Origin of the sequence: Geojedonia litorea, from assembly GCF_042654525.1 — a bacterium.
Taxonomy (GTDB): Bacteria; Bacteroidota; Bacteroidia; order Flavobacteriales; family Flavobacteriaceae; genus Geojedonia; species Geojedonia litorea.
In genome coordinates this window covers 245890-272181 of sequence record NZ_JBHSGP010000004.1, presented here as the reverse complement: position 1 = coordinate 272181, position 26292 = coordinate 245890, and the positions used below count along the sequence as shown (strand labels likewise).

The 26292-nt window shown below is 36.5% G+C and carries 27 protein-coding genes; 25 read left to right on the top strand and 2 right to left on the bottom strand.

Annotated elements, in window-relative coordinates:
- Positions 1-2: 2 nt before the first annotated feature.
- Positions 3-506, bottom strand: a complete 504-nt coding sequence (locus ACFO5O_RS01310; RefSeq protein WP_387960175.1) for a lipocalin-like domain-containing protein — start codon at positions 504-506, stop codon at positions 3-5.
- Positions 507-731: 225 nt separating this feature from the next.
- Between ACFO5O_RS01310 and ACFO5O_RS01305 the strand changes: the two genes are divergently transcribed.
- The 18 genes from ACFO5O_RS01305 to ACFO5O_RS01220 all read left to right on the top strand — a co-directional run bounded on the left by ACFO5O_RS01305 (position 732) and on the right by ACFO5O_RS01220 (position 15769).
- The gene (locus tag ACFO5O_RS01305) at positions 732-1655 is read left to right on the top strand and encodes a sodium:calcium antiporter (RefSeq protein ID WP_387960173.1); all 924 of its coding nucleotides are present in this window, start codon (positions 732-734) and stop codon (positions 1653-1655) included.
- 173 nt (positions 1656-1828) lie between these two features.
- Entirely contained in the window at positions 1829-2671 is an 843-nt protein-coding gene (locus ACFO5O_RS01300; RefSeq protein WP_387960171.1) for an alpha/beta hydrolase, read from the top strand.
- A gap of 162 nt (positions 2672-2833) precedes the next feature.
- Entirely contained in the window at positions 2834-3358 is a 525-nt protein-coding gene (locus tag ACFO5O_RS01295; protein ID WP_387960169.1) for a RidA family protein, read from the top strand.
- A 274-nt stretch (positions 3359-3632) separates the two neighbouring features.
- On the top strand, positions 3633-4172 hold the full coding sequence (locus ACFO5O_RS01290; RefSeq protein ID WP_387960168.1) for an ester cyclase: 540 nt from the start codon (positions 3633-3635) through the stop codon (positions 4170-4172).
- 258 nt (positions 4173-4430) lie between these two features.
- Positions 4431-5189 carry a DUF6090 family protein gene (locus tag ACFO5O_RS01285; RefSeq protein WP_387960166.1) on the top strand — a complete coding sequence of 253 codons (759 nt, stop codon included), beginning with the start codon at positions 4431-4433 and terminating at the stop codon, positions 5187-5189.
- Positions 5190-5281: 92 nt separating this feature from the next.
- Positions 5282-6004: a DUF6090 family protein gene (locus ACFO5O_RS01280; protein ID WP_387960165.1), complete on the top strand. Its 723-nt coding sequence runs from the start codon at positions 5282-5284 to the stop codon at positions 6002-6004.
- Positions 6005-6051: 47 nt separating this feature from the next.
- A complete protein-coding gene (locus ACFO5O_RS01275; protein ID WP_387960164.1) occupies positions 6052-6801 on the top strand; it encodes a DUF6090 family protein in 750 nt (249 codons plus the stop codon).
- Between the two features lie 187 nt (positions 6802-6988).
- A complete protein-coding gene (locus tag ACFO5O_RS01270) occupies positions 6989-8365 on the top strand; it encodes a P1 family peptidase (protein WP_387960162.1) in 1377 nt (458 codons plus the stop codon).
- 128 nt (positions 8366-8493) lie between these two features.
- The gene (locus tag ACFO5O_RS01265; RefSeq protein WP_387960160.1) at positions 8494-9228 is read left to right on the top strand and encodes a DUF6090 family protein; all 735 of its coding nucleotides are present in this window, start codon (positions 8494-8496) and stop codon (positions 9226-9228) included.
- Positions 9229-9364: 136 nt separating this feature from the next.
- On the top strand, positions 9365-9889 hold the full coding sequence (locus ACFO5O_RS01260) for a GNAT family N-acetyltransferase (RefSeq protein WP_387960158.1): 525 nt from the start codon (positions 9365-9367) through the stop codon (positions 9887-9889).
- 25 nt (positions 9890-9914) lie between these two features.
- The gene (locus tag ACFO5O_RS01255) at positions 9915-10841 is read left to right on the top strand and encodes a peptidylprolyl isomerase (RefSeq protein WP_387960157.1); all 927 of its coding nucleotides are present in this window, start codon (positions 9915-9917) and stop codon (positions 10839-10841) included.
- Between the two features lie 172 nt (positions 10842-11013).
- The gene (locus ACFO5O_RS01250; protein WP_387960155.1) at positions 11014-11739 is read left to right on the top strand and encodes a DUF6090 family protein; all 726 of its coding nucleotides are present in this window, start codon (positions 11014-11016) and stop codon (positions 11737-11739) included.
- Positions 11740-11792: 53 nt separating this feature from the next.
- Complete coding sequence (locus ACFO5O_RS01245) at positions 11793-12179, top strand: hypothetical protein (RefSeq protein ID WP_387960153.1); 387 nt, start codon at positions 11793-11795, stop codon at positions 12177-12179.
- Between the two features lie 164 nt (positions 12180-12343).
- A complete protein-coding gene (locus tag ACFO5O_RS01240; RefSeq protein ID WP_387960152.1) occupies positions 12344-12568 on the top strand; it encodes a hypothetical protein in 225 nt (74 codons plus the stop codon).
- Between the two features lie 184 nt (positions 12569-12752).
- Entirely contained in the window at positions 12753-13430 is a 678-nt protein-coding gene (locus ACFO5O_RS01235; RefSeq protein WP_387960150.1) for a DUF6090 family protein, read from the top strand.
- Positions 13431-13520: 90 nt separating this feature from the next.
- The gene (locus tag ACFO5O_RS01230; protein WP_387960149.1) at positions 13521-14339 is read left to right on the top strand and encodes an alpha/beta hydrolase fold domain-containing protein; all 819 of its coding nucleotides are present in this window, start codon (positions 13521-13523) and stop codon (positions 14337-14339) included.
- A 37-nt stretch (positions 14340-14376) separates the two neighbouring features.
- Positions 14377-15207 carry a DUF6090 family protein gene (locus ACFO5O_RS01225; protein ID WP_387960147.1) on the top strand — a complete coding sequence of 277 codons (831 nt, stop codon included), beginning with the start codon at positions 14377-14379 and terminating at the stop codon, positions 15205-15207.
- Positions 15208-15247: 40 nt separating this feature from the next.
- A complete protein-coding gene (locus ACFO5O_RS01220) occupies positions 15248-15769 on the top strand; it encodes a hypothetical protein (protein ID WP_387960145.1) in 522 nt (173 codons plus the stop codon).
- Between the two features lie 24 nt (positions 15770-15793).
- On the opposite strand, the gene ACFO5O_RS01215 is transcribed toward ACFO5O_RS01220, so the two are convergent.
- Positions 15794-16075, bottom strand: coding sequence for a DUF2188 domain-containing protein (locus tag ACFO5O_RS01215; RefSeq protein WP_387960143.1), 282 nt, complete (start codon positions 16073-16075; stop codon positions 15794-15796).
- 227 nt (positions 16076-16302) lie between these two features.
- Between ACFO5O_RS01215 and ACFO5O_RS01210 the strand changes: the two genes are divergently transcribed.
- From ACFO5O_RS01210 to ACFO5O_RS01180, 7 genes are all read left to right on the top strand, one after another.
- Complete coding sequence (locus ACFO5O_RS01210; RefSeq protein ID WP_387960142.1) at positions 16303-17499, top strand: hypothetical protein; 1197 nt, start codon at positions 16303-16305, stop codon at positions 17497-17499.
- Positions 17500-17610: 111 nt separating this feature from the next.
- Complete coding sequence (locus ACFO5O_RS01205) at positions 17611-19821, top strand: RelA/SpoT family protein (protein ID WP_387960140.1); 2211 nt, start codon at positions 17611-17613, stop codon at positions 19819-19821.
- A gap of 41 nt (positions 19822-19862) precedes the next feature.
- Entirely contained in the window at positions 19863-20318 is a 456-nt protein-coding gene (locus tag ACFO5O_RS01200; protein WP_387960138.1) for a Fur family transcriptional regulator, read from the top strand.
- A 9-nt stretch (positions 20319-20327) separates the two neighbouring features.
- Complete coding sequence (locus ACFO5O_RS01195; RefSeq protein WP_387960136.1) at positions 20328-21599, top strand: adenylosuccinate synthase; 1272 nt, start codon at positions 20328-20330, stop codon at positions 21597-21599.
- Between the two features lie 184 nt (positions 21600-21783).
- On the top strand, positions 21784-23523 hold the full coding sequence (locus ACFO5O_RS01190; protein ID WP_387960134.1) for an OstA-like protein: 1740 nt from the start codon (positions 21784-21786) through the stop codon (positions 23521-23523).
- A gap of 3 nt (positions 23524-23526) precedes the next feature.
- Positions 23527-24708 (top strand): aspartate aminotransferase family protein, encoded by a 1182-nt coding sequence (locus ACFO5O_RS01185; protein WP_387960132.1) that lies wholly within the window; start codon positions 23527-23529, stop codon positions 24706-24708.
- 168 nt (positions 24709-24876) lie between these two features.
- The gene (locus tag ACFO5O_RS01180; protein ID WP_387960131.1) at positions 24877-26289 is read left to right on the top strand and encodes a tetratricopeptide repeat protein; all 1413 of its coding nucleotides are present in this window, start codon (positions 24877-24879) and stop codon (positions 26287-26289) included.
- Positions 26290-26292: the final 3 nt, after the last annotated feature.

The following is a 26292-nucleotide window of genomic DNA, read 5'->3' as shown; positions in this document are numbered from 1 at the left end:
CCCTACTCCTCCAACCGTATAAGCCTTAAAGTGGTGACTTTATAAGGGTCGGCACTGCTTAAAATTAACGTATCCTTATCGAGTTTAAAGTGTTGGGCGATACGGGTGTTGTTGTTCATCACGGTGGGCGATTTGGCGACCATCACCTGATGTATGAGCGAGTCGCCAACACGACTATAAGTGCCCGCATTGGAGAGGTAGCCTAAATACACCTGTTTAAAATAGTCGGCATCAATGGCTTCGCCCTCCTTCACTTCGGGTGCCGAGGGGCGCTCCCCTATGGCCGCAGCCACGCTATAGTAGCTGTTAGTATAGATATAAATACTTTTATGAAAGGGTGCTTTTACGATGCTGGTATCGGCATTAGACCATTCCATATGGGTCACCTGCCAGGCCCCGTTTAGGCCTGTAGCGGCGTTGGTATCGGGCGTGGTATTGGAGGGGTTTTGGTCGGCGCAGGCTATGAGCAAAGCCACAGCAAGCAGGGTGAGCAGTCGTGTTTTCATAAGGATGTATTGGTGTCTCTTAAAAGTACAATTAAAAGGCGTAGGTCAGCACCAAATTGTTGATTATTAATAAATTAATTACCAATTGGCGCTATACCCTTCAAAGTGCTCATTAAAAAAATAAGGGCACGTATATTTGGCTCGATTTATTTACTACATTCGTGCTGAAAATCGCAACGGAAACATGGTTAAGGCCCTAGTTTTCAAAAAACTAAATACGCAGCTATGGAAATCATTTTTGATGTACTTATTGTTATAGCCACTATATTACTAATCACCAAAGGCGCTATGTGGTTGGTCGATTCGGCCGTAGCCATTGCCCATAAAATTGGAATTTCTGAACTGGTCATAGGGCTAACCATAGTTGGATTTGGCACCTCGGCACCTGAATTTGCTGTAACCATAATTTCAGCCATTAATGGTCAGAGTGATATATCTGTGGGCAATATTGTGGGGTCTAACATTTTTAATTTGGGGTTCATTTTAGGCGGAACGGCCATTATTAAAAGTCTTTCTACCAGTAAAAAAATTGTGTATAGAGATGGCGGGGTCTTATTGTTTGGAACGGTTATGCTCATTGTATTTTTATGGGATTTAGTGCTTAGTACCTTTGAAGGGGTACTCCTTTTTTCTTTTTTAATCGTTTATATTGGTGCACTGTTGTTTAAAAAAGAAATCAAGGAAGAGGACGACAGTGTCAGTACCTATAAGTGGTATTCGCCGTTCATTTTACTTTTTAGTTTGGTGTTGGTGGTTGGCAGTTCGCATTTTTTGGTAGACTCTGCCAGCGCTCTGGCTCGCATCATGGGCGTATCAGATTGGATCATTGGCGTTACCATTGTTGCTGCCGGAACATCGGCGCCAGAGTTAGCCACCTCTATAGTGGCGGCACTTCGCGGGAAATATGGCATTTCAATTGGCAACCTCATTGGAAGCGACATCTTTAACATGTTTGGCGTATTAGGCGTGGCATCAATGATTCAAAATTTGGAAGTGGACTTAAGCGCCCGTATCGATTTAGTATTGCTCTTTTTTATGGTGATATTAGCCCTTGTTTTTATGAGAACCGGATGGAAGATTACAAGACTAGAAGGCATCCTATTGGTGCTTATTGGATTAAGCCGATGGATCTATAGTTTTATGTTTTAAACGCTTTAGGAAGGAGAAATTAAAGATTTAGCAAAGCTATACCGTTAAACTCCAAAACGCTTTTATAAAACGCCTTGGTTAGGGGATTTACTGAATTAATTAGTACATTAGTGTTATAACACGCAACTCATTGTATACAAACAGGTTAAGAGTTACATTTTAATAAGAAGCTTATGTATCAAAAACGCTATATGTTACTACTCGTTTTACTGCTCAACATTATGCTTGCCATGGGGCAAGCTACAGTAATAAAAAATATAGACTACCTAGATGCGGTGGATTATGGAGACAACAAAGATAAATTGGATATCTATATGCCCGCCAATGCCAAAGAGGTTCCGGTTATTGTGTATTTCCATGGCGGCCGTTTGCTCGATGGAAATAAAGATTGGGCTGCACCTATAGCCCCTGAAATTGTCAAGGCTGGCATTGGCTTGGTAAGTGCCAATTACCGATTATCGCCAGAGGTTCAACATCCTGCTCACGTCAAAGATGCCGCTGCGGCCACCGCGTGGGTATTAAAACACATCGCTCACTATGGTGGTGACCCTAAAAAGGTATATGTTGGAGGGCATTCGGCTGGAGGCTATCTCGCTGCTCTTCTCGCACTAGATTTTACCTATCTGCAAGATCATGATTTAGAAGACACCCTAGCAGGTGCAGTCATCATAAGTCCTTTTCTATACGTTGAAGAAACAGCCAAAGATCGCATTGAGTGGAAGCCAGTTTTTAAAACCATTTGGGGTACTGATCCAGAAGATTGGTTGAAAGCGTCAGTAAGCCCTCATATTAAGCCAAATCGAAATAATTTCCTTTTAATTTATGGTGATGCCGATTTGGAATGGCGGAAATTGCAAGTACAGCGGTTTGCCCAAGCGATGAAAACAGAAGTTAATGAGAACATCCAGATGTTTGAAATTCCGGACAGAACGCATACTTCCCTAGTTTATAGATTTGAAAAGGAAGAAGAACTCATTATTCGTTTGATTAAAAATTTTGTCTTGAATGAAAATTAATTGGAGCCTCTGGGGTAAAATGATAGTGGTACATCTTCATACAGCAATTATATGTCATTACCCACAACCAAGCCAAGCCAAAAAATGCTATCTTTAAGGAGTTAGCGGAATCATAGACAACTTAATTAAACCTTTAGCATTCATTTAAAAACAATAATCCTCATGAAGCAATTAATTATAGCATCACTTGTTATACTGCTAGTCGTGTTGAGTTGTAAAAATGCTCAAGATGAAAAGGTCAATAATCCGGTTGATGCTAACATCAGTGTTGAAAACACCCCTGCCGACCTTAATTTAAAGAAACAGGCGCCCATATTTACACCTTCTGAACTTCCTTATCCCTTTTCGAGTGCGGTACAGGTTGGGGATATCCTCTACCTTTCTGGTGATATAGGAGTTAATGAGGAAGGAACAGGCCTTGTTCCGGGCGGGATTGTACCTGAAACTAAACGCATGTTCGAAAGAATTGAAGCCACGCTTGCCAGCCACGGTCTTGGTCTCGATGACGTATTTAAATGTACCGTGATGCTCGCCGACATGGCTGAATGGCCAGCATTTAACGACGTATACGCTGGCTACTTTCAGCCAGGTAAGTACCCTACACGCTCGGCAATGGGCGTAAATGGTCTAGCACTCGGTGCTCGTGTAGAGATGGAATGCTGGGCCTATAACCCGCAACCCAATTAAAATACACTGCTTTAGGTCTCAACTTAACAACAAACAACTTATCAACAAACATCACAAACACTGTCAGTTCGAGTAGTGCCGCCAAGGCGGTACGTATCGAGAACTCATGGATAATATCAAATCAAATAATAGCTGTATTGCTGTTTCAACGCAACCAACAAAATGTGTTGATATTCTGACATTTAAGCGAATAAAACCGTATATTAGGGTCATACAACCCGTTGACCACAAGTCAAATAAAATAAAATTAACCATCTAAACACCAATTACATTTATGAAAACACTATCAAAAACCACATTTTTAGTACTCACTATGGTAGTATTAGCGTCCTGCAATCAACAAAAAAATGATGTCAAAACAGAAGCAGAAATTAAACAACAGGCCCTTGAAGAACAGATGACCGCAGCTAATGAAGCACTTTTCGTCGCTTGGAATTCTGGTGACACCTCTATTGTAGAAGCAAACATGGTTGCAGAGTTTACAAGGAAACAAAATGGCGAGCCCGATGCAAAACGTCGCGACGACTATATTGGACTAATAAATACATTTAGAACCGCTATTCCTGATATTACGTTTACATATGAATTGGTAACAATAGTGGGGAATAAAACCATAAGCAAATGGACCGCTAAAGGCACCAATACCGGAATGTTTGGGGACCAGCCTCCAACAGGAAAATCAAGTGTAACTCATGGACTTACCATTTTTACCTTTAATGATGAGGGTAAGGTGGTTTCTGAGGAAGCGTATTTCGATCAATTAAGTTATCTTCAGCAGTGGGGTTATACATTAGTACCACCAGCAACAGAGTAATTTAACACTGGGAAAACCAGTGGTCAACACCGTATATAGAAAATTGCTAATTTTAGCTAAACCCATTTGAGATGCGTGTTTGTGTACTAGGATTTTCCTCCTCGCTTAAAAGCGTGGCAAGACGTAAAATCTAAAGTAAGCAAACACGCATTTTTGCATATACATAACCATTGTGCTTCATTATAACCAACCCATGAGATGTCCACTTGGACATAAGCTATGATAAAATTCTTTCGTCACATTCGCCAATCTTTAATTATGGAAAATAAAACTGGTAAATACCTAAAATATGCCATTGGTGAGATTGTGCTTGTAATGGTAGGTATTTTACTGGCCTTACAAGTAAATAACTGGAATGAAGGCCGAAAAGACCATACAAAAGAACAACACATATTAAGTCAACTAAAAGATGAATACCATGCTAATCTTTTACAATTAGAACAAAAAATTAAGCATCGACAAAAAATAATTGAAGCGGCCACTAAAACACTGCAATATATTGATGAACCCTTTGGTGTTGAAACTGATAGTCTTAATGCGCAATTAAACATTTTGATTGGTAGCCCTGCATTTAAACCTATAGAGAATAACCTTATTAATTCTGGTAATATCCTTTTAATTCAGAATGAAAAATTGAACCAATTACTAACGACTTGGCCTACTGAAGTTTTAGATATACAAATCATTGAAAGCATCTGGTTCACAACCATGTGGGAATCAGTTATTCCCTTGTACAGTGATTATGGAATACTTCGGGAAGGGTTTTATAAATGGTGGAATGATGAACAAAATCTGAAATGGATATTGGAAGGAACAAATGTAAATCCGTTTCAACAACCAAAATCAAGTAAATCATTACAAACCCGTGAAATTTTAAAACAAAAGGAACTTGAAGGAATTATCTCTGTTGCGGTTTCAGTTAATTATGCAGCCAACTTACAATCTCAAGTCGTTCGCAATCGAATTCTTGAAATTTTAGAACTGCTAAACCATGAAATAATAGTAGAAATTGAATAACCTAATGTTGTTCATTATGAAAACAAGCTATCCGCTTTTTCGGATAAAAACAAATGATAAAATTTTTTCGTCACATACGCCAATCTTTAATTATGGAAAATAAAACCGGTAAATACCTAAAATATGCTATTGGTGAAATTGTGCTGGTGGTGATTGGGATTTTGATTGCTTTACAAGTCAATACTTGGAATGAAAACAGGAAAATAAACGAACAAGAATTACAACTTTTAGAATCACTTCAAAAAGAATTTACATATAATATCAATGAATTAGACCGTTCGATAAATAAAGCACAAATAATTCAAAAAAGATGTGAAACAATATTAAAAAATACGGGAAACCATGAAATGAAATTATCTAAAATTGAAAGTGATTCTCTTATAAATTGGGGTTTAACGAACATAATAACATATGACCCAAGTAATGGTATATTAAGCGATATTATCAATTCGGGTAAGATTCAAATAATCAAAAATGAAAAACTGAAAAACTATCTTTCTAATTGGAATGGAATACTCAATGATGTTAAAGAAGATGAGATATGGGCTGTAAATGAAAGGAATAATATCATCTATCCTTTCCTTTACAAAAATTCAAATTATACAAGCACTACTCAAAGTAGCCGTGAAAACAATACTATTATTTCAGGCTTTGACACCGATTACAAGGCAGTTTACAAATTAATAGAATTTGAAAATCTCGTGAATAGCCAAAGAATCTGGAATAGAAAAAATGAACGAAACTATGAAAGCCTTAAAAGTAAAATTGAGGAAATAATTGCCCTTTGTAAGCAAGAAATCGATATTAATAAATAACGAAAGCACAACAACGTTAATGCTTGATTATAACCAACCGCTAACCAATGATAAAATTCTTTAGACACATTAGACGCGAGCTTATGGAAAAAAACAAAACAGGAAAATACCTAAAATACGCTATTGGGGAAATAGTTCTCGTGGTTATTGGGATATTGATAGCCTTAAGTATTAATAATTGGAATGAAGAGAGAAAATCTTATAAGTCTGAACAAATTTTTCTTTCACAAATTCTTAATTCATTACAGAGTGATTTAAATAGAACAAAAGCTATTTATAAATATAGAGCTTTAAGAAAAGATAAGGCACTAAAAACATTAATGAATAACTTAAAAAAAACCAATCTACCTCATGATTCTATATTAAGTGCACAGTTTAGGGAAATGACCATGACACTTTCATTTATCTATGACAAAGGTGCTTATGAATCCTTAAAATCTCATGGATTAGAAATAATTCAAAACGATTTATTAAGGCAAAAGATTGTAAGAGCGTACGAAAACGACCTACCACTTGGCAATTTGTTTATCGATGTCAATAGACAGATAGAAGATGAACTCCGTCAAAACTATATTTTGGAATTAACTGAATATGATTATGAACGTTCGGATAACGGACAATGGAAGGGTAAAACAATTATCCATTTTGAGAAAATTAAAGAAAGTACCTTGTTAAAAAACCTTTTCCGTCTTGAGACATCTGTAGCTTCAAATTACATTATGAGGCTTGAGGACATAATTTCAGATTTTGAGAATTTAATTTACTCCATTGAAACCGAATTAAATAAGTCGAAATAAATCAATTTTGAAAGCTGATGTATCAAAAAAATAAACGAAAGCACAATGGCTGTACTTATTATAACCAACCAAAAACCCATAAAAAATGCTTTAGACTGATGAGACATGAGCTTATAAACGCAGGCAAAACAGGCATTTGGGTGGTATCACATTTTTAATCAGTATCTTAAACACAAATATCTTACCCATGAAACGAATGTTGCTAATTTTTTTCCTCTCACTATCTTTTGTTGGTTTTGGACAACCAGAAAAGCTTTATAAAACCAATGAAGCAGACAGCATCCTAAATTTCAATTTCCCCGGAATGAAAATAGGCATTGCCGAAAATGAGAACGGACCAACAGGGACCACTGTTTTTTACTTTCCCGATGGCGTTATGGGCGCTGCCGATGTACGCGGAGGCGCAACAGGAACTGTGAATGCTTCGGCGGTATCAAGAGGCTATGAAAGCAAAATGATTGATGCAGTTGTATTTTCTGGTGGTTCTTGGTATGGCCTATCAGCAGCAACAGGAGTTGCCAATGAAATTAAAGACATAAAAGCGAAAGAAGGAAACGTTGACTATATCGCCGGTATACTTGGTGGTATTATCTATGATGTTGGTGTGAGAAGGTTTACTAGAGAAACCCCTGATGATGAATTGGGTAGAAAAGCCATTAACAACGCCAAAACTAATGTGTTTCCCTTAGGCGCAAGAGGTGCCGGTAGATTTGCCATGCAAGGCTATTACTTTTATGATAAAAAGGACGGGAAAGCGGATGACTTTTCGGGATGGCCGCATTCAGGACAAGGTGCCGCTTTTGGTGAGATTGGTGAAACAAAAATTGCGGTATTTACCGTGGTTAATGCATTGGGCACCATCGTAGATAGAAAGGGTAATGTTGTAAGATGTCATCGAAATTTTATAGGAGAAGACTGCCCAACCGCAGCAGAAATGATTAGAAATGCATCAGCGCTAAAACAATTAGATGCCACCCAAGTCAATGGCCCGACCAATAACACCACCTTGACGCTCGTCGTGACGAATAAGAAACTGCCATTTTGGGCACTGCAACGTTTAGCGACTCAAGTACACACCTCTATGGGCAGAGCCATTCAGCCCTTTTCGACACAGTTTGACGGCGATGTGCTCTATGCCGTTTCAACAAATGAAATTGAAAACCGGGACATATCTCCTATAGATTTGGCTGTTGTAGCTTCTGAATTGGCTTGGGATGCCGTTTTGAATAGCCTGCCCAAATTGCCAAATAAACCGAGTGTTATGGCATCTAATGCGCTACCAAAATCCTATAACCATTATAAGGGTGAGTATGAATTCTATGGAGGAGGTATTTTGCTTATTGATGTAGATGACAGGGGGCTTTGGGCTAAATTTAGGGGTGACGGTAAAATCTATTTTGATGAAAACAGAGTGTATAGATTACACCCCACGACTAATGGGCAATTTATCATAGATGCGCCAGCCCAAGATGTCATTCAATTTGATAGTAAATCTGACGAAGTTTATGGAGTAACGATTAATCCGGGAGCTTGGGCTATAAAATCGCAACGTATAAAAAAATAATAAACCTATAGCATAAACGCACCTTGAACAAACCTTTGTGCTTTAGTATAACCAACCTATAAGATGCCCACTTACTCGGGAAATAGAATATGATAAAATTCTTTCGTCACATACGCCAATCTTTAATTATGGAAAATAAAACTGGTAAATACTTCAAATACGCTATTGGCGAAATTGTGTTGGTGGTTGTTGGTATTTTAATTGCTTTACAGCTAAATACTTGGAACGAGAACCGAAAAGCTTCAAATGAAGAACTTAAGATTTTAACAGCTTTAAAATCAGATTTTAAAGTATCTAAAGATAGAATTGAAGAGACTATAAAAATTCAATCTAAAGTGATGAGCTATAGTCAAATTCTTATTAACATTTATGAAAGACAGAATAAAGAGGAGTATCACTATTTTGACACGCATTTAGACTCATTGGATTATCTTATTTCATATGGTACTTCGTGGTATCGGGCAGAACCTGTGACTGGGGCATATAACTCATTAATTAGTGCTGGTAAAATTGACCTCATTAAAAATGAAGAGTTGAGACATGCGTTAGCGCAGTTTAGTGCCGATTTTGAATCTGGCTTTGAAGATCAAGAAACGTCAATGCATTTATTAAATAAGCTCAATGAGGACGTCGATCATTTTACTTTAAAAATAGCGACTAATGAATTCAGAAAACGCTACAATTACAATCCAAGAAAAGTTGACAGTTTAAAAATCTCCGAATCCTTCTTTACAAATGATTCTTATTTTGGTAACTTGTATTTAAAATCAGTACTCGAGAACAATAGACTTACACGACAAAAACAGATGCTAGAAATGACAAATACCATTTTAAGCATTATTAATCAAGAATTAGAACACTAAATAAACTAGAACGTACAACAATGGCTGTGCTTTAGTATATCCAACCCAACGAAAAAACCCTATATTTAAGAAGCCAAAAGAATCAAAGATACATGGAATATGGAGCGCTACAACCTTGTCAGCAATTTAACAAAATATGAATGCCATAGAAATCAAACACGCTGATCATCAGGATCTCGAACTGCTTGCATTATTGGGGAGGGTTACTTGGGCTGAAACCTTTGGCACATTATTTCAAAGGGAAAAAGATGTAAAAGACTATGTAGACACTAACTTCTCTATAAGCGCCATTAAATCGTATTTAGAAAACCCGAACACCTATTTCTGGCTTGCTTATTATAATGGCTTTCCGGTGGGCTATGCTAAAATAGAGAATCACGTAAAAACGGAATTAGTGCAAGGAACCAAGGTTTGCAAGCTTCGCAACATTTATGTTTTAAAAGATTTTCACTCAAAGAAGATTGGACTCGCCTTATGGTCTATCATGCTAGAGAAGGTTAAAGAACTACAGTGCGATAAGATATGGCTAGCCGTACTTCACACCAATGATAAGGCGATTAAATTCTATAAAGACAATGAATTTTATACTGTTGGAGATTTTAATCTTAATATCGGTATTGATAGCTTTATTATGAATATAATGGTAAGAGAATGTCATTAATAAAACTCCTTAAACATCAAATGTTATGAGAATAAACGCAAAACTTATTATTATTTTTTATGTATTGACACTTCTAGGCTGCGATAAAGAAATTGAGGACGGCGTTAGGCAAAGTGACTTGTCTAAAGATGTAGAAATGATCACCGATTATGGAACAATCATTATGCGATTATCAGACGAAACACCCCTGCATCGCAACAACTTTATCAAACTGGTGAATCAAAAATTCTATGATAGTTTATCGTTTCACAGAGTGATAGAACATTTCATCATTCAAACTGGCCATCATAAAACAAAAAGTTCATATAAAGAAATTAAGAACGATTCGATTCAATTACCTGATTTAATTAAATCTGAGATAAACACAAATCTATACCATAAACGAGGCGCATTAAATGCCGCAAGAAAAGGCGGTATTGCAAACCCAAGTCACGCGTCTTCGGGTTCACAATTTACCATTGTTCAAGGCCAAATACAAAACGACAGCACATTGGAGGTTTCCCTGAAGCGTGTTAACGATGGACTTGCAAGGCATAAAGTAATGAACAAACCAGAATTTAAAGATGATTTTAGCCAATTACTGAAAATGCTTAAAAAAGTTGATGAGATTAATGCTCGTAATATTGAATTAAGTGAAGAAGAAGAGCATGAAATGCATAGTGCTTTTAATGAATTAAGAGAAAAGATGCAGTCACATAACTTTGATTCTTTGGCAAAGATTGAACTCAAAACCATGAAAGCATACGACTATCCAGAAGCACATCGTCAAATGTATAAAAGTATTGGAGGTGCTCCACACCTAGATCAAAACTATACGGTTTTTGGTGAAGTGGTAAAAGGGATGACGGTAGTAGATAGTATAGCGGCAGTTAAAACTGGTGACAATGACAAACCAATTCATGATGTACGCATCATTTCGGTGAGAATGATTGAAAGAAAATCGTATAACTAATTAAAATGACTAGCACCCTTGATAATAAGTAATTGCTCACAAACAAAAGCAAAATATGCTATCTTTAACCAGCTGCGATTTCGTTGCGCATCATTTTAACCAATCGAAAAGATATCCGCTTTCTCGGATCATAGATATGATAAAGTTTTTTAGACAAATCAGACTAGACCTTATGGAAAAAAACAAAACTGGCAGGTATTTAAAATATGCCGTTGGCGAGATTATTCTCGTGGTGATAGGTATTTTAATAGCCCTACAAATTAACAATTGGAATCAAAATCGCATAGCCACCGAAGAGGAACTACACATGCTCAAAGCCTTAAACATAAATTTGAAGGCCGACCTCGCCGATTTAAAATTCAACGAGCAGCGCATACAAGCCAGTATTGCTTCGGCAGATAAGGTGATTTATGGTTTAGAGCACAAACTGCCTTACAATGACGCTATTCCCGATGATATAGGCGATATGATGTTCCCGGTGATGTTTGTGTATTCTACAAGTGCCTTTGAAACCCTTAAATCTAAAGGCATCAATTTGATTAAAAATGATAGCCTAAGAGATGCCATCATTTATGTCTATGATTCAGGATATAGCTTTTTTATTAAAAATGAGTCGTATATTGTTTTAGAGGAAGCTGAACGTGCGCTTCGAGACCTGTTTTCAACGCGATTTGAGGAATCTTATGTGTATGATTTCAATGCACCCGATTACAAACCGCGGTTAACACCACTCAATTATGAAGCTCTTCAAACCGATCAAGAGTTTAGATACTTTGTCAAATCATATAAAAACAGGCTCAGTCTTTTATTAAACTATCATTATAGAGTGAAATTGCTAAAAAATGTAGAGGCCCTTATTGCATCGCTTACGAAAGAAATCGATAGATTAGAAAGCTAATAAAAGCCTAGGATAAAAGATGTTTACAAATTATGAATTGAACCAAAAGCTCTATGACGCTAATAGCCAAATATATAATACTACTTTTTGCTGTGTTTCTTATTGGTGTAGGCCTGCTAATGTGTTTTAAACCAATTAAAGCAAGGGCCTATTTACGACAAGCTGCAAGCACAAACCTCATTAATTATCTTGAAATTACCATAAGACTGATTCCTGCTACAGCTCTAGTTTTGTATGCAGAACACGCTAAAGCACCTAATCTCTTTACCTATTTAGGTGGGTTCATGATTATAACTTCCCTAGTGCTCTATCTAGTTCCCCGTAGGCTACACCATAGTTATGCATTGCTTTGTGCCGATTGGCTTAACCCATCACGCATTAGAGCTCTATCGCCTCTCTCTATAGTCTTTGGCGCTGGTTTGCTATATGCGGTTTTATAATTAGAGTCTAAAAACACCGCCTCATTTAGCACCATTAAAAAAGATAGTTGACCAGCAACTTTAATTCTTCCCTTACTTTTTATTTAGTACATTAGTGCACATAGCTCGTCCCGAAGGCGTTAAAACACAAAGGACCAAATACAACCACACTAAAAAGGTAAGCCATGTCAAAACAATGGATCATAATACTCGCAGCACTCATTTTTTTAATCGCCCTGTTTCTATTTTGGAAACTCACCAGTGCTTATGCTAAAAAAGGCTATGGCAGCAAGATGTGGAAGCACTGGCCAACGCAATTAGCATACTGGCAGGCTGCCGTTTTATATAGTATTGGCTTTACAACGATGATTCTATTTATTTTAAAATGGGCAGATGTGTTGACCTATTAAGTTGTTGAGACATCAAATACAACACAGTGATGATAAGCCCATGCTAGAGGCGTTTAAATATTTACTATTTTAGAGCTGTACTTTAATGTATTAATATGACCACCTAATAAGACGCTCGCATTCTTGAGACCTATCTATGATAAAATTTTTTAGATCGATTAGAAAACAATTAATTGCAGAACACATGACTGGAAAGTATATAAAATACGCCATTGGTGAAATCATTTTGGTCGTTATTGGGATATTAATTGCCCTTCAGATTAATAACTGGAATGAACAACGAAAAGAACGGCTAACTCAACACCAATTAATAGATGTTTTAATTACCGATTTAGAATCGAAAAAAGCCGAGTTTGTAGGTGATCTAGCCTTTGGTAACACCATTTTAAAAAATTCAAAAACTGCAATCAACTATTGGGAGCGCCATAATAAAATAGACACTTTAAATTTAAAAGTGTTATTGAAATATTTGGCTGAAGACGATTGGTTTTTTGATGAAAATTCACCCATCTACGCAACCATTTCAGGTTCTGGATTATGGAAGCAATTACCTGACAGCATAAATAGACAAATTGATGATGTGTATAGAAATCAATTTGGAAGTATAAAGTCGGCATTCGCAAAACAAACTGAATACGCCTTAAATGCTAAACTGTCCTTTCTTGCCCCAAAGCGTCTGTTGTTATTCGATAAAAGCACACTAGAACTGCTGCCTATTGTATCTGAAAACGATGAGGAATTTATCACAAAAATTGAATTGTTTAAAAGTGGGGTCATACGTTTGACCTCGAAATTCAAAACTACAATACCAGCGATAGATAAGCTTATAGAAAACCTAGAACTTTATAAGGAGAAAAGCTAAAAACAACCAACAACTATGAGAATAACAGTTTTTCAATTAACCATCATTTCTGCATTACTACTCACCTCTTGCTCAAAAAAGCTGAGCACTATGTCAGATAAATCAACAGAACAAATTGCTGCAACCTATACCATTATTAAGGATGTTGCCTACGGAACAGATGCAGAACAAGCTATGGATATTTATCTTTCTAAAGATGCCAAGTCCTATGGTAAACATAATTACACCGTTGTATTTCTTCATGGTGGTGCGTATTATGTAAGCGACAAAAGTGCAGAAGAAAGATACATTGAACCCTATTTGAAAAAAGGTTTGAATGTGATTAATATGAATTACCGATTAAAAAAAGGCATCCCAACAGCAACTTCAGATTTAACAAACGCTCTTAATTTTTTAAAAGCCAATAACAAAACTTATAATTTAAATTTAGATGCCATAATCGTCACAGGCTTTTCAGCCGGGGCTCATATGGCCACCATAGTTGGTGTATCTCAAAACAATCCGGAGTTTCCACATCCACTCCATGAAGGTATTACCATTGCTGGTATCATTAACTTTGCAGGGCCAGTAGATGGGCTAGATGTTATTGAAAAGATTTTTGTAGACCACGATAATGAATTATGGAGTAAAGCAGGCAAGGCGCTTTTCGCATCAGAAGGCTATGAATTAAAAGAGCGCATAGCCATTTATGAACCCATAACATATCTAGATAGTAGCGATCCGCCAATATTCTTATGGCATGGAGGTAATGACAATCAAATTCCACCAGAAACCTTTAAAAACTTTGTTCCTAAATTAAACCGAACAAAAGACATGGTGGTTTTTTTGCCAAATGCTTATCACAGTCCGAGCGCAGAAGAATTAAAAAACGCCTATGTGGACCTATTTCGTTTTTTAGATCAATTATAATCGTCAATGTGAGAAATTAAATCCAACCCATTAATCCATGATAAAATTCTTTAGATCGATTAGACAAAACTTACTTTCAGAAGGAAAAACAGGAAAGTATATAAAATACGCCATTGGAGAAATTGTGCTAGTGGTGATTGGTATTTTAATAGCTCTGGCTATTAACAATTGGAATGAAAAACGCAAGATGCATCGTCAAGAACTCATCTATCTAAACAACATCAAAACTGATATCATTGCTCAAATTAGCATGTTAGACGTTTACATAGATTTTGAAAACATCATATTAGATCAATCTGAAGACATCATAAGGCACTATGAATTAAATAAAGGGTTTTATGCGATGGATAGTATTTTTCCAAAGTTAAACGACTTAACCGTGCGATGGACTTTTTCTAATGCCAATACTACCTTGACACAATTATTAAATTCAAACCAAATTAACACTATTCAGAATAGAGCACTTAAAGAAGAACTTATAAAATTTAACCAGGAGATTGATTTGTTCACCAAAAACACTAACATTAACAATACCAACCTCATAGACCAACTATCTACCAAATCATTTATAGAAGTTGGGGCTTATGCCTTATATGGAAACTCAAACCGAATAAACACTAAATTTCATGACTTTTATGTCTTTCAAACTATAAAAATTTATGGGAAGGAAACCCATAAAGCTGAAAAGAACGAACTCATAAACCTAGCGACGCAACTGCTAAATGAGCCTAAAAACAGACTCGAACTCATTAACAAGGTTGTATATAGAAACACCTTGTCTAGTCTTCAAAAGTCAGGAAATAAAAGTTTAAAAGAAAAGTCAGAAGCAATCTTGAAAAAAATTGAAAACGAAATAGAGTTACATTAATACAACTAAAAACTACATATTAACCATGACATTTACCTCTATGAAAAACACACGCCTTCTACTACTTGTTTTACTCGGCATCAGCGGCTTGGCATATGAGCAATCTGTCAATACCCTTAAAGAGATTAATACCACTTGGGATAAATTCGCGTTGGCCTATGAAACTTTGGATGGTCAATTATTTGCCGATATCCATGCTAAACAACTCATTCGTATCTCGGGTGGGCAGCGCATCAGTGATTATGAAGCGTATTGCTCTAGCAATTCTGCCCGATTTCAAAACGCCAAATCCAATGGGGTGACCAATACTATTGCTTTCCGCTTCTTTGAGCGCATTCATAACGATTCTATTGCCAGTGAACGCGGGATTTACCAATTGGTTAGAACCGCTAATGGTGCTTCACAAACCTATTATGGGCAATTTCATGTGCTCTTTAAAAACATAGAAAACCAGTGGCTCATTATTATGGACTATGATTCAACCGAGGGTAATACCATTGACGAAACCGATTATCTAAAAGCCTATGCAATAGATGACTTTGATCCGTTTGTAAAGGAATAAACCCAGTCGTTTAGCTATTGGATATTAATCATACTGAATACGGTCGCGTATGGTGCCATCTTCACGATGAATAATCACATCGGCCTTGCGTTTTTTAGCAATGCGTTTGGCCTTGTTAATGGCAGTTTCTTGACGACGGTGTTTGGAGGTGATACCCTTATTGCCTTCTCGTCTTACCGCCCAAGCACCCTCATAAGGTACTACGTGCTGGTGCCAGGTTTTTCTAGTGCGACGTGTAGGTTTAAAGATGGCCTCTAAAAGCTCTAAAATAAGCTGTGGCCAGGATTTTGATGAATTGTTAGGCATGTATTGCTATGTAAACTTCGAAGATAATATTTTTTAGAATCATAAGAGAATACTTGCAACAATAATTATAGTTACATATAAAGCAAAGGATATCACACAACAATCAGCACTAACCTAAGGTTTTAGTTCGAGTCTGATAAAGGAATCTAAACAATTCACGCAAAAAATAGGTTCATAAAACACATTATGGAATACTATTTGATGCCTCCTTGGAAACTATTACAAAAATGAAAAACACCTTAACCATCCTTTTCATTGCTGTTTCTATAGTAACAGTCAATGCACAAACCTTAAAAGATTCGGTCAACGTACTTTACAAAAATTACTTCGACCTCCTAAAATCCAAAGAAAAACTCGATACCATTTCGTTTAAAGTAGAAACCTTTGGCGAACTAATGGAGTCCAATAACCGGCAGATTAAAGCCTTAACCGACGCCGAGTTATTTTCATTAAAAAAACAGTTAGAACAACGACGCAAAAAAATAATCAATACCACCGAATTTGTTTTTGCTTCAAACGCCAGCCTCAATGCCATCAAACAGTTAGACGCCACGAGCGATTACCTCACCCAGATTTCACAACTCAATAATCCAGATAATTCCGATTTAGGATTTTCGTTATCTACTGAAATCGCCAAAATTCTTGAAAAGGAAATTATTAAAGGGCATAAAAAAATCAACGGTGTAAAAAAGGAAAAGTTTTTAAGCTTTGTTGACCACATCATAAAATCGCCCATTACAGAGTCTATTACAAGCGCCATCCCTGTGGTGAGTTCTATTAAATCGGTTGTGGATCTCGTTATAGGAAGTGCGCTTAAGGGCGATGATATACCATTAACAGATGTGAAATCCTTGCAAGAATCCTTAAAAGTATATTTAGAACATTATGAAGGTTTAGCGAAAGCACAAACCGATTTTGAACAAAATATAGGCAATCTCGATATTAGAAAAGAAGGGCTTGTGCTATTATTAACCCAGTACACAACCGAAAGATCAAACACCTTAATCCCTAATTCCATATCGGAAAAAGAGAAACACCTATCCCTTACCCAACTCATAAACACACATTATACCAAAGATATTGTACAACAGAAGGTTGACCTCATCATTAATGCCAATCCTTCAGATCATAATGCACATCTTACCAATAACCATTTAAAGTACCCTAATTATGCCTTGAATCAGGCTAAATTTGTACGAGATGAAATTGAATCCTTAAGCAAGGAATATATTTCTATTTTCGTTTCCTATCAAGCGGCCTTAAAAAATGTTTTAGAAAAGAGTAAAAACATTGGAGATGCTAAAAAAATTGATTCAAAAATATCTGAATTAGAGCGAAAGCTTTCCGATGTAAAAGTGGCCTTTGATGACAATTTAAATATGCACAAATTAAATGTCACATTTAACGTCCTTATGCAGTATTAAAATGTTAACGAAGATGTATCATCGATACTTAACTTGAGTAAAATTGATAGGTAATTTTAAAAACCAATATAAACTATTGCGCATTAATTTTGTTTACCTTACATTTAGTTTATGACAGACGTTGAGATTGAAAAAGAAAATGCAGAGATTGCCAAGGCCTACAAAAAACTCCTAAAAGTAAGTTACCAAACCTTAAGTACGGCTGATAAAAAACTCATTCGCCATGCGTTTGAAGTGGCTTTAGACGCCCACAAGGACCAGCGCCGAAAATCGGGAGAGGCTTATATTTTCCATCCATTAGCTGTAGCTACAATCGTAGCTTCCGAAATTGGATTGGATGCCACTTCTATTGCCGCGGCTTTACTTCACGATGTAGTCGAAGACAATGTACATTATACATTAGATGATATTGAACAGTTGTTTGGTTCTACCGTATCGCGTATTGTAGATGGTCTCACTAAGATTTCGTCTTTAAAAAAGGACATGGATGTCTCAACACAGGCAGAGAATTTCCGTAAAATGCTGCTTACTCTCAATGATGACGTACGTGTGATTATTATTAAAATTGCCGATCGTCTTCACAATATGCAAACCATGGATGCCATGCGTCGCGATAAGCAGGAAAAAATCGCTTCAGAAACGCTGTATATCTATGCGCCATTAGCACATCGTATTGGGCTTTACAATATAAAAACTGAACTTGAAGATTTAGGATTAAAATACACCGAACCTGAAGTTTATAACGACATTCTTCATAAAATTAAAGAAAGTAAAGAAGAGCAGGATGCCTATATCAAGGCCTTTTCTAAAGTGATTGTTGATACCTTGGATACGGAAGGGCTCAATTATGAGATTAAAGGACGACCTAAATCTATATTTTCCATTCGTCGTAAAATGCTGAAGCAAGGCGTGAGCTTTGACGAGGTATACGATAAGTTTGCGGTGCGCATCATTTATAAATCTGACTTGGCCAATGAAAAATTTCTGGCCTGGAAAATTTACTCGATAGTGACCGACCACTTTACCCCCAACCCTACTCGATTACGCGATTGGATTTCGTCACCTAAATCAACAGGTTACGAAGCTCTGCATATTACCGTTATGGGCCCTAAAGGACGATGGGTAGAAGTACAAATTAGAAGTGAGCGCATGAATGAAATTGCCGAAAAAGGTTATGCCGCTCACTATAAATATAAACAAGGCAACAAGGAAGATGCCCTAGACACTTGGATTGACAAACTTCAAGAAGCTTTAGAAAGTAACGAAACCAACGCTGTAGATTTTGTTGAACAATTTAAACTCAATCTCTATTCAAAAGAAATTTATGTATTCACACCTAAAGGCGATTTAAAATCCTTACCCAAAGGCGCAACACCCTTGGATTTTGCCTTTAGTATTCACACCGAAGTTGGTATGAAAACTCGCGGTGCTAAAGTGAATGGCAAATTGGTGCCTTTAAGCCATGAGCTTCAAAGTGGTGATCAAGTAGAAATTTTAACTTCAGAAAATGCCAAGCCTAACTCCAACTGGCTAGACTATGCCAATACGGCCCGAGCTCGAAGTAAGATAAAATCCTCATTAAAAGATGAGAAAAAAGATATTGCTGAAGAAGGTAAGGAAATTTTAAGGCGAAAGCTTAAACAACTTAAAATCACTTTAGATGAGAATTCTATAAACGATATGGTGGTGCATTTTAAACTGAAAACAAGTTTAGACCTTTTTTATCGTGTAGGCATTGGTACTATAGACAATACAATGCTCAAGGACTTTGCGGCATCGCGTAGCAATGCCTTTATGAGTTATATCAAAAATAAAATTACCAGACGCCAAAACATTACCAAAGAGGAGCTCGACAAAGATGAAATCACGGCTAAGTATGATATGCTGGTCTTTGGTAAGGAAGAAGATAAATTGGATTATAAACTCTCCACTTGCTGCAATCCCATACCAGGCGATCCCGTATTTGGGTTTTTAACCATAAACGAAGGAATTAAAGTCCATAAAAAGAACTGCCCTAACGCCTTAAGTCTTCAGTCTAATTATGCCTATCGCATCATGCAGGCCAAATGGATAGACTCATCGCAACAAGAGTTCTCGGCACAAATCACCTTATCTGGAATAGACAACCTAGGTTTAGTCAATAACATTACTCAAATCATCTCATCAAACATGCATGTGAACATGAAAAGCATTAGTTTTCAATCAGATGACGGAGTGTTTTCAGGAAAAATAAATGTCATAGTAACCAATAATACCATGTTAAAGAAGCTTATCGATAATCTTAAAAAAATTAATGGTATCGATAAGGTTACTAGAGTTTAAAATTTACGTAAATTTGCTCCCGAATCCTCGGGATTTAAATTATGGATGCAAAACGAGCACAGAATAATCAAGAGATTGTAAAAAATGTCTTTACTACCTTTCTAGAAGAAAAAGGGCATCGAAAAACACCAGAGCGTTACGCTATTCTTCAGGAAATATACGATAGTGTTGAACATTTTGATATTGAATCCTTGTATATCAAAATGAAAAACAAAAACTATCGTGTAAGTCGCGCAACACTCTACAATACTATTGAAATCCTCTTGGAATGTGGCTTGGTTCGAAAACATCAGTTTGGTCAAAATCAGGCACATTACGAAAAATCCTATTTTGATAAACAACACGATCACGTGATTTTAACCGACACGGGAGAAGTTATAGAGTTCTGTGATCCAAGAATTCAATCCATAAAAAAAACGATTGAAGAAGTCTTTGACATTTCAATCAGCAACCACTCACTTTATTTTTACGGAACTAAAAACAAACAACCTAACTAATTTTTTAAAATGGCAGTAGATTTACTACTTGGACTACAATGGGGCGACGAAGGCAAAGGAAAAATTGTTGATGTACTCACCTCCAAATACAACATTATTGCTCGTTTTCAAGGCGGGCCAAATGCTGGACACACTTTGGTATTCAATGGAAAAAAGCATGTGTTACACACCATTCCGTCAGGAATCTTTCATGAAAATACAGCCAATGTTGTAGGTAATGGGGTAGTTATTGATCCTGTAATCTTTAAAAAAGAATTAGATAAATTAGAAGAGCAAGGCGTTGATTATAGAGCTTCTTTGCTAATTTCTAGGAAGGCACACATTATTCTACCTACCCATCGCTTATTGGATGCTGCCAGTGAAGCCTCAAAAGGTAAAGCCAAAATTGGTTCTACTTTAAAAGGTATTGGTCCAACGTATATGGACAAAACTGGACGAAACGGAATTCGTGTTGGTGATATCGAACTGGCCGATTGGAAAGACAAGTATCGCGCTTTGGCCGATAAACATGAAGCCATGATTGCGTTCTACAATGTAGATATACAATACGACCTTAAAGAACTTGAAATTGAGTTTTTTAATGCTATTGAGGTATTAAAAACCTTGAAATTTATTGATTCGGAAGAATATTTGCATCAAGCGCAAAAGGCCGGACAATCTATTTTAGCTGAAGGTGCGCAAGGTTCCCTTTTAGATATCGATTTTGGAACCTATCCCTTTGTAACCTCATCAAATACAACTGCTGCTGGCGCTTGTACCGGATTAGGAATTGCGCCTAATAAAATTGGTGAAGTTTTTGGGATTTTTAAAGCCTACACAACCCGCGTAGGTTCTGGCCCCTTCCCTACCGAACTTTTTGATGAAGTTGGCGAAACCATGGGACGTGTTGGTAATGAATTTGGTGCTACCACAGGTCGTCCCAGACGATGTGGCTGGTTAGACCTTGTTGCCCTACGTTACGCCTGTCAAGTGAATGGCGTTACACAATTGATTATGATGAAAGGCGATGTGCTTTCAGGCTTTAAAACCTTAAAAATATGTACCGCCTATAATTATAAAGGTGAAATCATTGAGCATTTACCTTACAACATAGAAGCTCAAAACGTCACACCTATCTATACCGAATTTAAAGGTTGGAATGAGGATTTAACTGAAATGACCGAAGCCTCTAAAATGCCTAAAGCTTTAAATGAGTATATCGCATTTTTAGAAAAGGAATTGGAAATCCCAATAACCATTGTTTCGGTAGGTCCTGACAGAAAACAAACTATTGTTAGATAATATACAATCATTTTTTAAAAGACCTGTAGTCACAACAATAGCTACAGGTCTTTTCTGTTAAAAAATCTGTTAAGGCATACTAAAGCCTTGAGATAATGGTTATTTTTGAAGCAAATACTATAAAACATTGAAGGCACTCAAATTCTTTTTAATCATAAGTTGTAGTTGGTTGATAACCTCGCCAATGAATGCGCAACAAAAAAAGAGAATACAAATTGAGTATTCTGGTTTTACCATTAAAGATAGTCTTCTAGGAAAAGATGTTACTACGTTTAATCGTGATAACAGTCAGCAAATCCATATCATTCATGAAGGTATTGATATGTTTTGTGATCGTGCTATTTATTATCAAAAAGAAGATTTTATTGAGGCATTTAGTAATGTGCGAATGAATCAAGGAGATACCATTCATTTAAATGCTAAATATGTAGAATATAGTGGCAAAACCCAATTGGCATTTGCTAGTGGCAATGTGGTTTTGGTTGAACCTAAATCGACCTTAACAACCGATACTTTATATTTTGACAGAGCTAAGCAACAGGCTTTTTATAAGTCAAAAGGAAAAGTGGTTAGAGATACATCGGGCACGATTACCAGTCAAATTGGGCGTTATTACATGTCTGCCAAGAAATACCAGTTTGTTCAGAATGTGGTCTTGGTGAATCCAGAATATACCTTAAATACCCAACAACTCGACTTTTATACCGAAACTGGTCATGCCTATATGTTTGGCCCTTCTACCATTGTTGGTGAAACCAGTAAAATTTACTGTGAACGTGGTTTTTATGATACTAATAATGATACGGGCTATTTCATAAAAAACTCAAGAATCGATTATGATAATCGTGTTGTTGAAGGCGACAGTTTATATTTTGACCGGAACAAAAGTTTTGCTTCGGCTACCAATAATATAAAGGTAACAGACACTTTAAATAATAGTATTATCAAAGGCCATTATGCCGAAGTATTTCGGGCAAAAGATTCAGTATTTATTACCAAACGTGCTTTGGCTATAACCGTACAGGAAAAAGATTCCATTTATATGCACAGTGATACACTTATGGTTACTGGAAAACCTGAACATCGAATCACTAGAGCGTATTACAATGCTAGGATCTATAAGAGTGATATGAGTGGTAAAGCAGATTCAATTCATGCCGATCACAAAACAGGCTTAACTAAGCTGATCAATTTATCTCGTTTTTCATCATCTGATGCCTTTGCTACCAAACGACGCCCGATAATGTGGAATATGGGCAATCAAATGACTGGTGACACTATTCACCTCATTTCAAACCCCGAAACCGAAACCTTAGATTCCTTAAGGGTTTTCAATAATGCTTTTTTGATATCCAAAGATACCGTTGCAGGCTCAACCGGCTTTAATCAAGTGAAGGGTCAGTATTTAATAGGATTATTTGAAGACAATAAGTTATACAATGTCGATATCGTTAAAAATGCTGAAAAGATTTATTACACTCGAAATGATGACGGTGAATTGATTGGTATAGACAAATCTAAATCTGGAAGTATTAACATAAAAATTTCGGATAATACCATAGATGAAATTAGACTGCTTCAGCAAATTGATGGCACTTTATCCCCTGAATCAGAATTCCCAGATAACGCTCGAAAATTTAGAGGATTTGATTGGCGTGAAGACGAACGTCCAAAAAGCGTAGAAGATCTTTTTAAAGATGATCCACCTCTTGTACTTCCTGTCATTAAAGGACTCAAACCGTATGCCCCTCAAGAAGACTTCTTTGATGATGAGCTGATGCAACGCATTGATGACGCTAAAGACAAAACATCCGACAAAGAGAATAAGGCAGGACGCAATGTTCCTAAACCCTTGGTGAAAAAGGATTCCACTCAACTTAAGAAACCTCAAAAACCTATACCAAAAACTCAAAAAGAACAATAATTCATGATTGAAGATTTTTATCAGTATCAGGCACAAACCACACCCCATCCATTGGCTATGGAGGTGTCTCATGCTGATGGTTCTTTTATCTATGATAGCAATAATAAAGCCTATCTCGATTTTGTGGCAGGCGTTTCGGCCTGTAGTTTAGGTCATAGACACCCAAAAGTAATTGATGCCATAAAATCACAGTTAGATAAATACCTTCATGTCATGGTATATGGTGAGTATGCCCAAACTCCTGCAGTTAGGCTTACCAAACTTCTGGCTAAACACTTACCAAAACCTTTAGAAACCACGTACCTTACCAATTCTGGCACAGAAGCTATTGATGGTGCTATCAAATTGGCAAAACGCTACACAGGTCGTTCTGAAATTATTGCAGCACATCAAGCATATCATGGTAATACCATGGGGGCATTAAGTATTATGGGCTATGAAGAACGTAAAAAACCTTTTAGACCATTAATGCCTGATGTTAGATTTATCACATTTAATGCTATAGAAGATCTTTCAAAAATAACTCACAAAACTTCAGCAGTTGTTTTGGAAACCATTCAAGGTGGTGCTGGGTTCATTGAACCTGAGAATAATTATCTAACTCATGTCAAACAACGCTGTGAAGAGGTTGGCGCGCTCTTAATTTTGGATGAAATTCAACCAGGTATTGGACGAACTGGAAAATTATTTGGTTTTGAACATTACAACTGTATCCCTGATATTTTGGTGACTGGAAAAGGCCTAGGTGGCGGCATGCCTATTGGTGCTTTTACGACCTCAAAAGAAATGATGGACACCCTAAAAGATCAACCTAAACTTGGGCATATTACCACCTTTGGAGGTCATCCTGTAATTGCTGCGGCAGCACTCGCCACCGTAAAAGAAATTACCGAAAGTAATCTAATGGCCGATGCTTTAAAAAAAGAACAATTAGTACGAAAGCATTTAAAACATCCGCTTATTGAAAGTATTAGAGGCAAGGGACTCATGTTGGCCGCATTAACGCCTTCTGCAGAAATAACAAATGAGGTGATTTTAAAATGTCAGGACGAAGGTTTAATTCTGTTTTGGCTGCTTTTTGAGCCGAAAGCCATTCGAATTACACCGCCATTAACCATTTCAAACGAAGAACTTATTAACGGTTGCAACATTATTTTAAAGGTTTTAGATCAAATAAGGCGTTAAATATGATACTTCAAATCTTATCTATATCATTGATTATCAACTACTAAAGTCCAACACAATAAAATCACCGATTGGCTGTTAATTACTTTGTTGAAAACATTAACCCCAAAAAGGTCATTTTTTTAATGATAACCTTAATTTTAAATCAACGAACTATTACTACTGCTTATGGAGTTTAGTCAAGATGACGACAACAACAATTTTTCGCTAACCAAATTTGAATCCATGCTTAAGACGAATAATGTTTTATTCTTCGATTCAAATGAATTTGAAAACATTATCCACCACTACTTGGAAAATGGAAAAATAGCTCTAGCTAAAAAAGCCATTAAAATGGGATTAGAGCAGCATCCAACATCAGTTAACCTTAAACTTTTTAAAACTGAAATTTACGTTTTAGAGAACAAACTGGAAGAAGCAGACCAGTTATTGGATGAGCTATATGAAATTGAACCTTCTAATGAAGAAATTTATATTCAAAAGGCTAGCGTGTTATCCAAACGCGATGAACATCAAAAAGCTATAAATACACTTCTCATTGCACTGGATATGACCGATAATGATGAAGATGATGCCGATTTATATGCCTTGATTGGCATGGAGTATTTGTTTTTGGATCAGTTCGATAATGCTAAAAACTACTTTATAAAATGTCTTGATTTAGATGTGGACGATTATTCAGCGCTTTATAATATTATCTATTGTTTTGATTTTTTAGATCAAAATACCGAGGCCATAAATTTCTTAAACCGTTATTTAGATAGTAATCCTTATTGTGAAGTAGCATGGCATCAATTAGGACGACAATATTTCACTTTAAAAGAATACCAAAAAGCTTTGGCTGCCTTTGATTTTGCCATTATTTCGGATGATAATTTTGTTGGTGCCTATTTTGAAAAAGGTAAAGTTCTTGAAAAATTAAAAAAATATGAAGAGGCCATAGAAAACTACAAGGTAACTCTAACCTTGGACGAGCCTACGTCATTCGCTCTATTGCGTATGGGCCATTGTTATGAAAAATTGGGTAAAAATGATATGGCCGTTAAATATTTTTATAAAACGGTACACGAAGATCCCCTTTTAGATAAGGGATGGATTGCCATTACCAAGTATTATAACAAAAAGCGGAACTATCAAAAAGCACTTTATTACATCAACAAAGCCATTAATATTGACTGTGATAATGTGATCTATTGGAAGCTATATGCCCAAATTAACCATCGTTTAGGGTTTTGGGAAGAAGCAGAACGTGGTTACAAAAAAACTCTTGATCTTGGTAATTATGAATTGGCTACCTGGTTGTCTCGTGCCGATATTTTAATTCGTTTAGGTGAATATGAAGCTGCAATTTTAAATCTTATTCAAGCTGCAGAGTTTTATCCAGAAACCGCTGAAATTGAATTTAGACTGGCCGGATTGCACTTTACACTACTCGAAAAAGAAAAAGGACAATACCACCTTAAAAATGCTTTGCTTTTAAATGATGAATTTGAGTTTATATTAGACGAATTATTTCCTAAACTCATAAATAAACCCTCAATTAAGAAGTTTATTGTAGATTCGAAAAAATCTTCCAACTAAAAT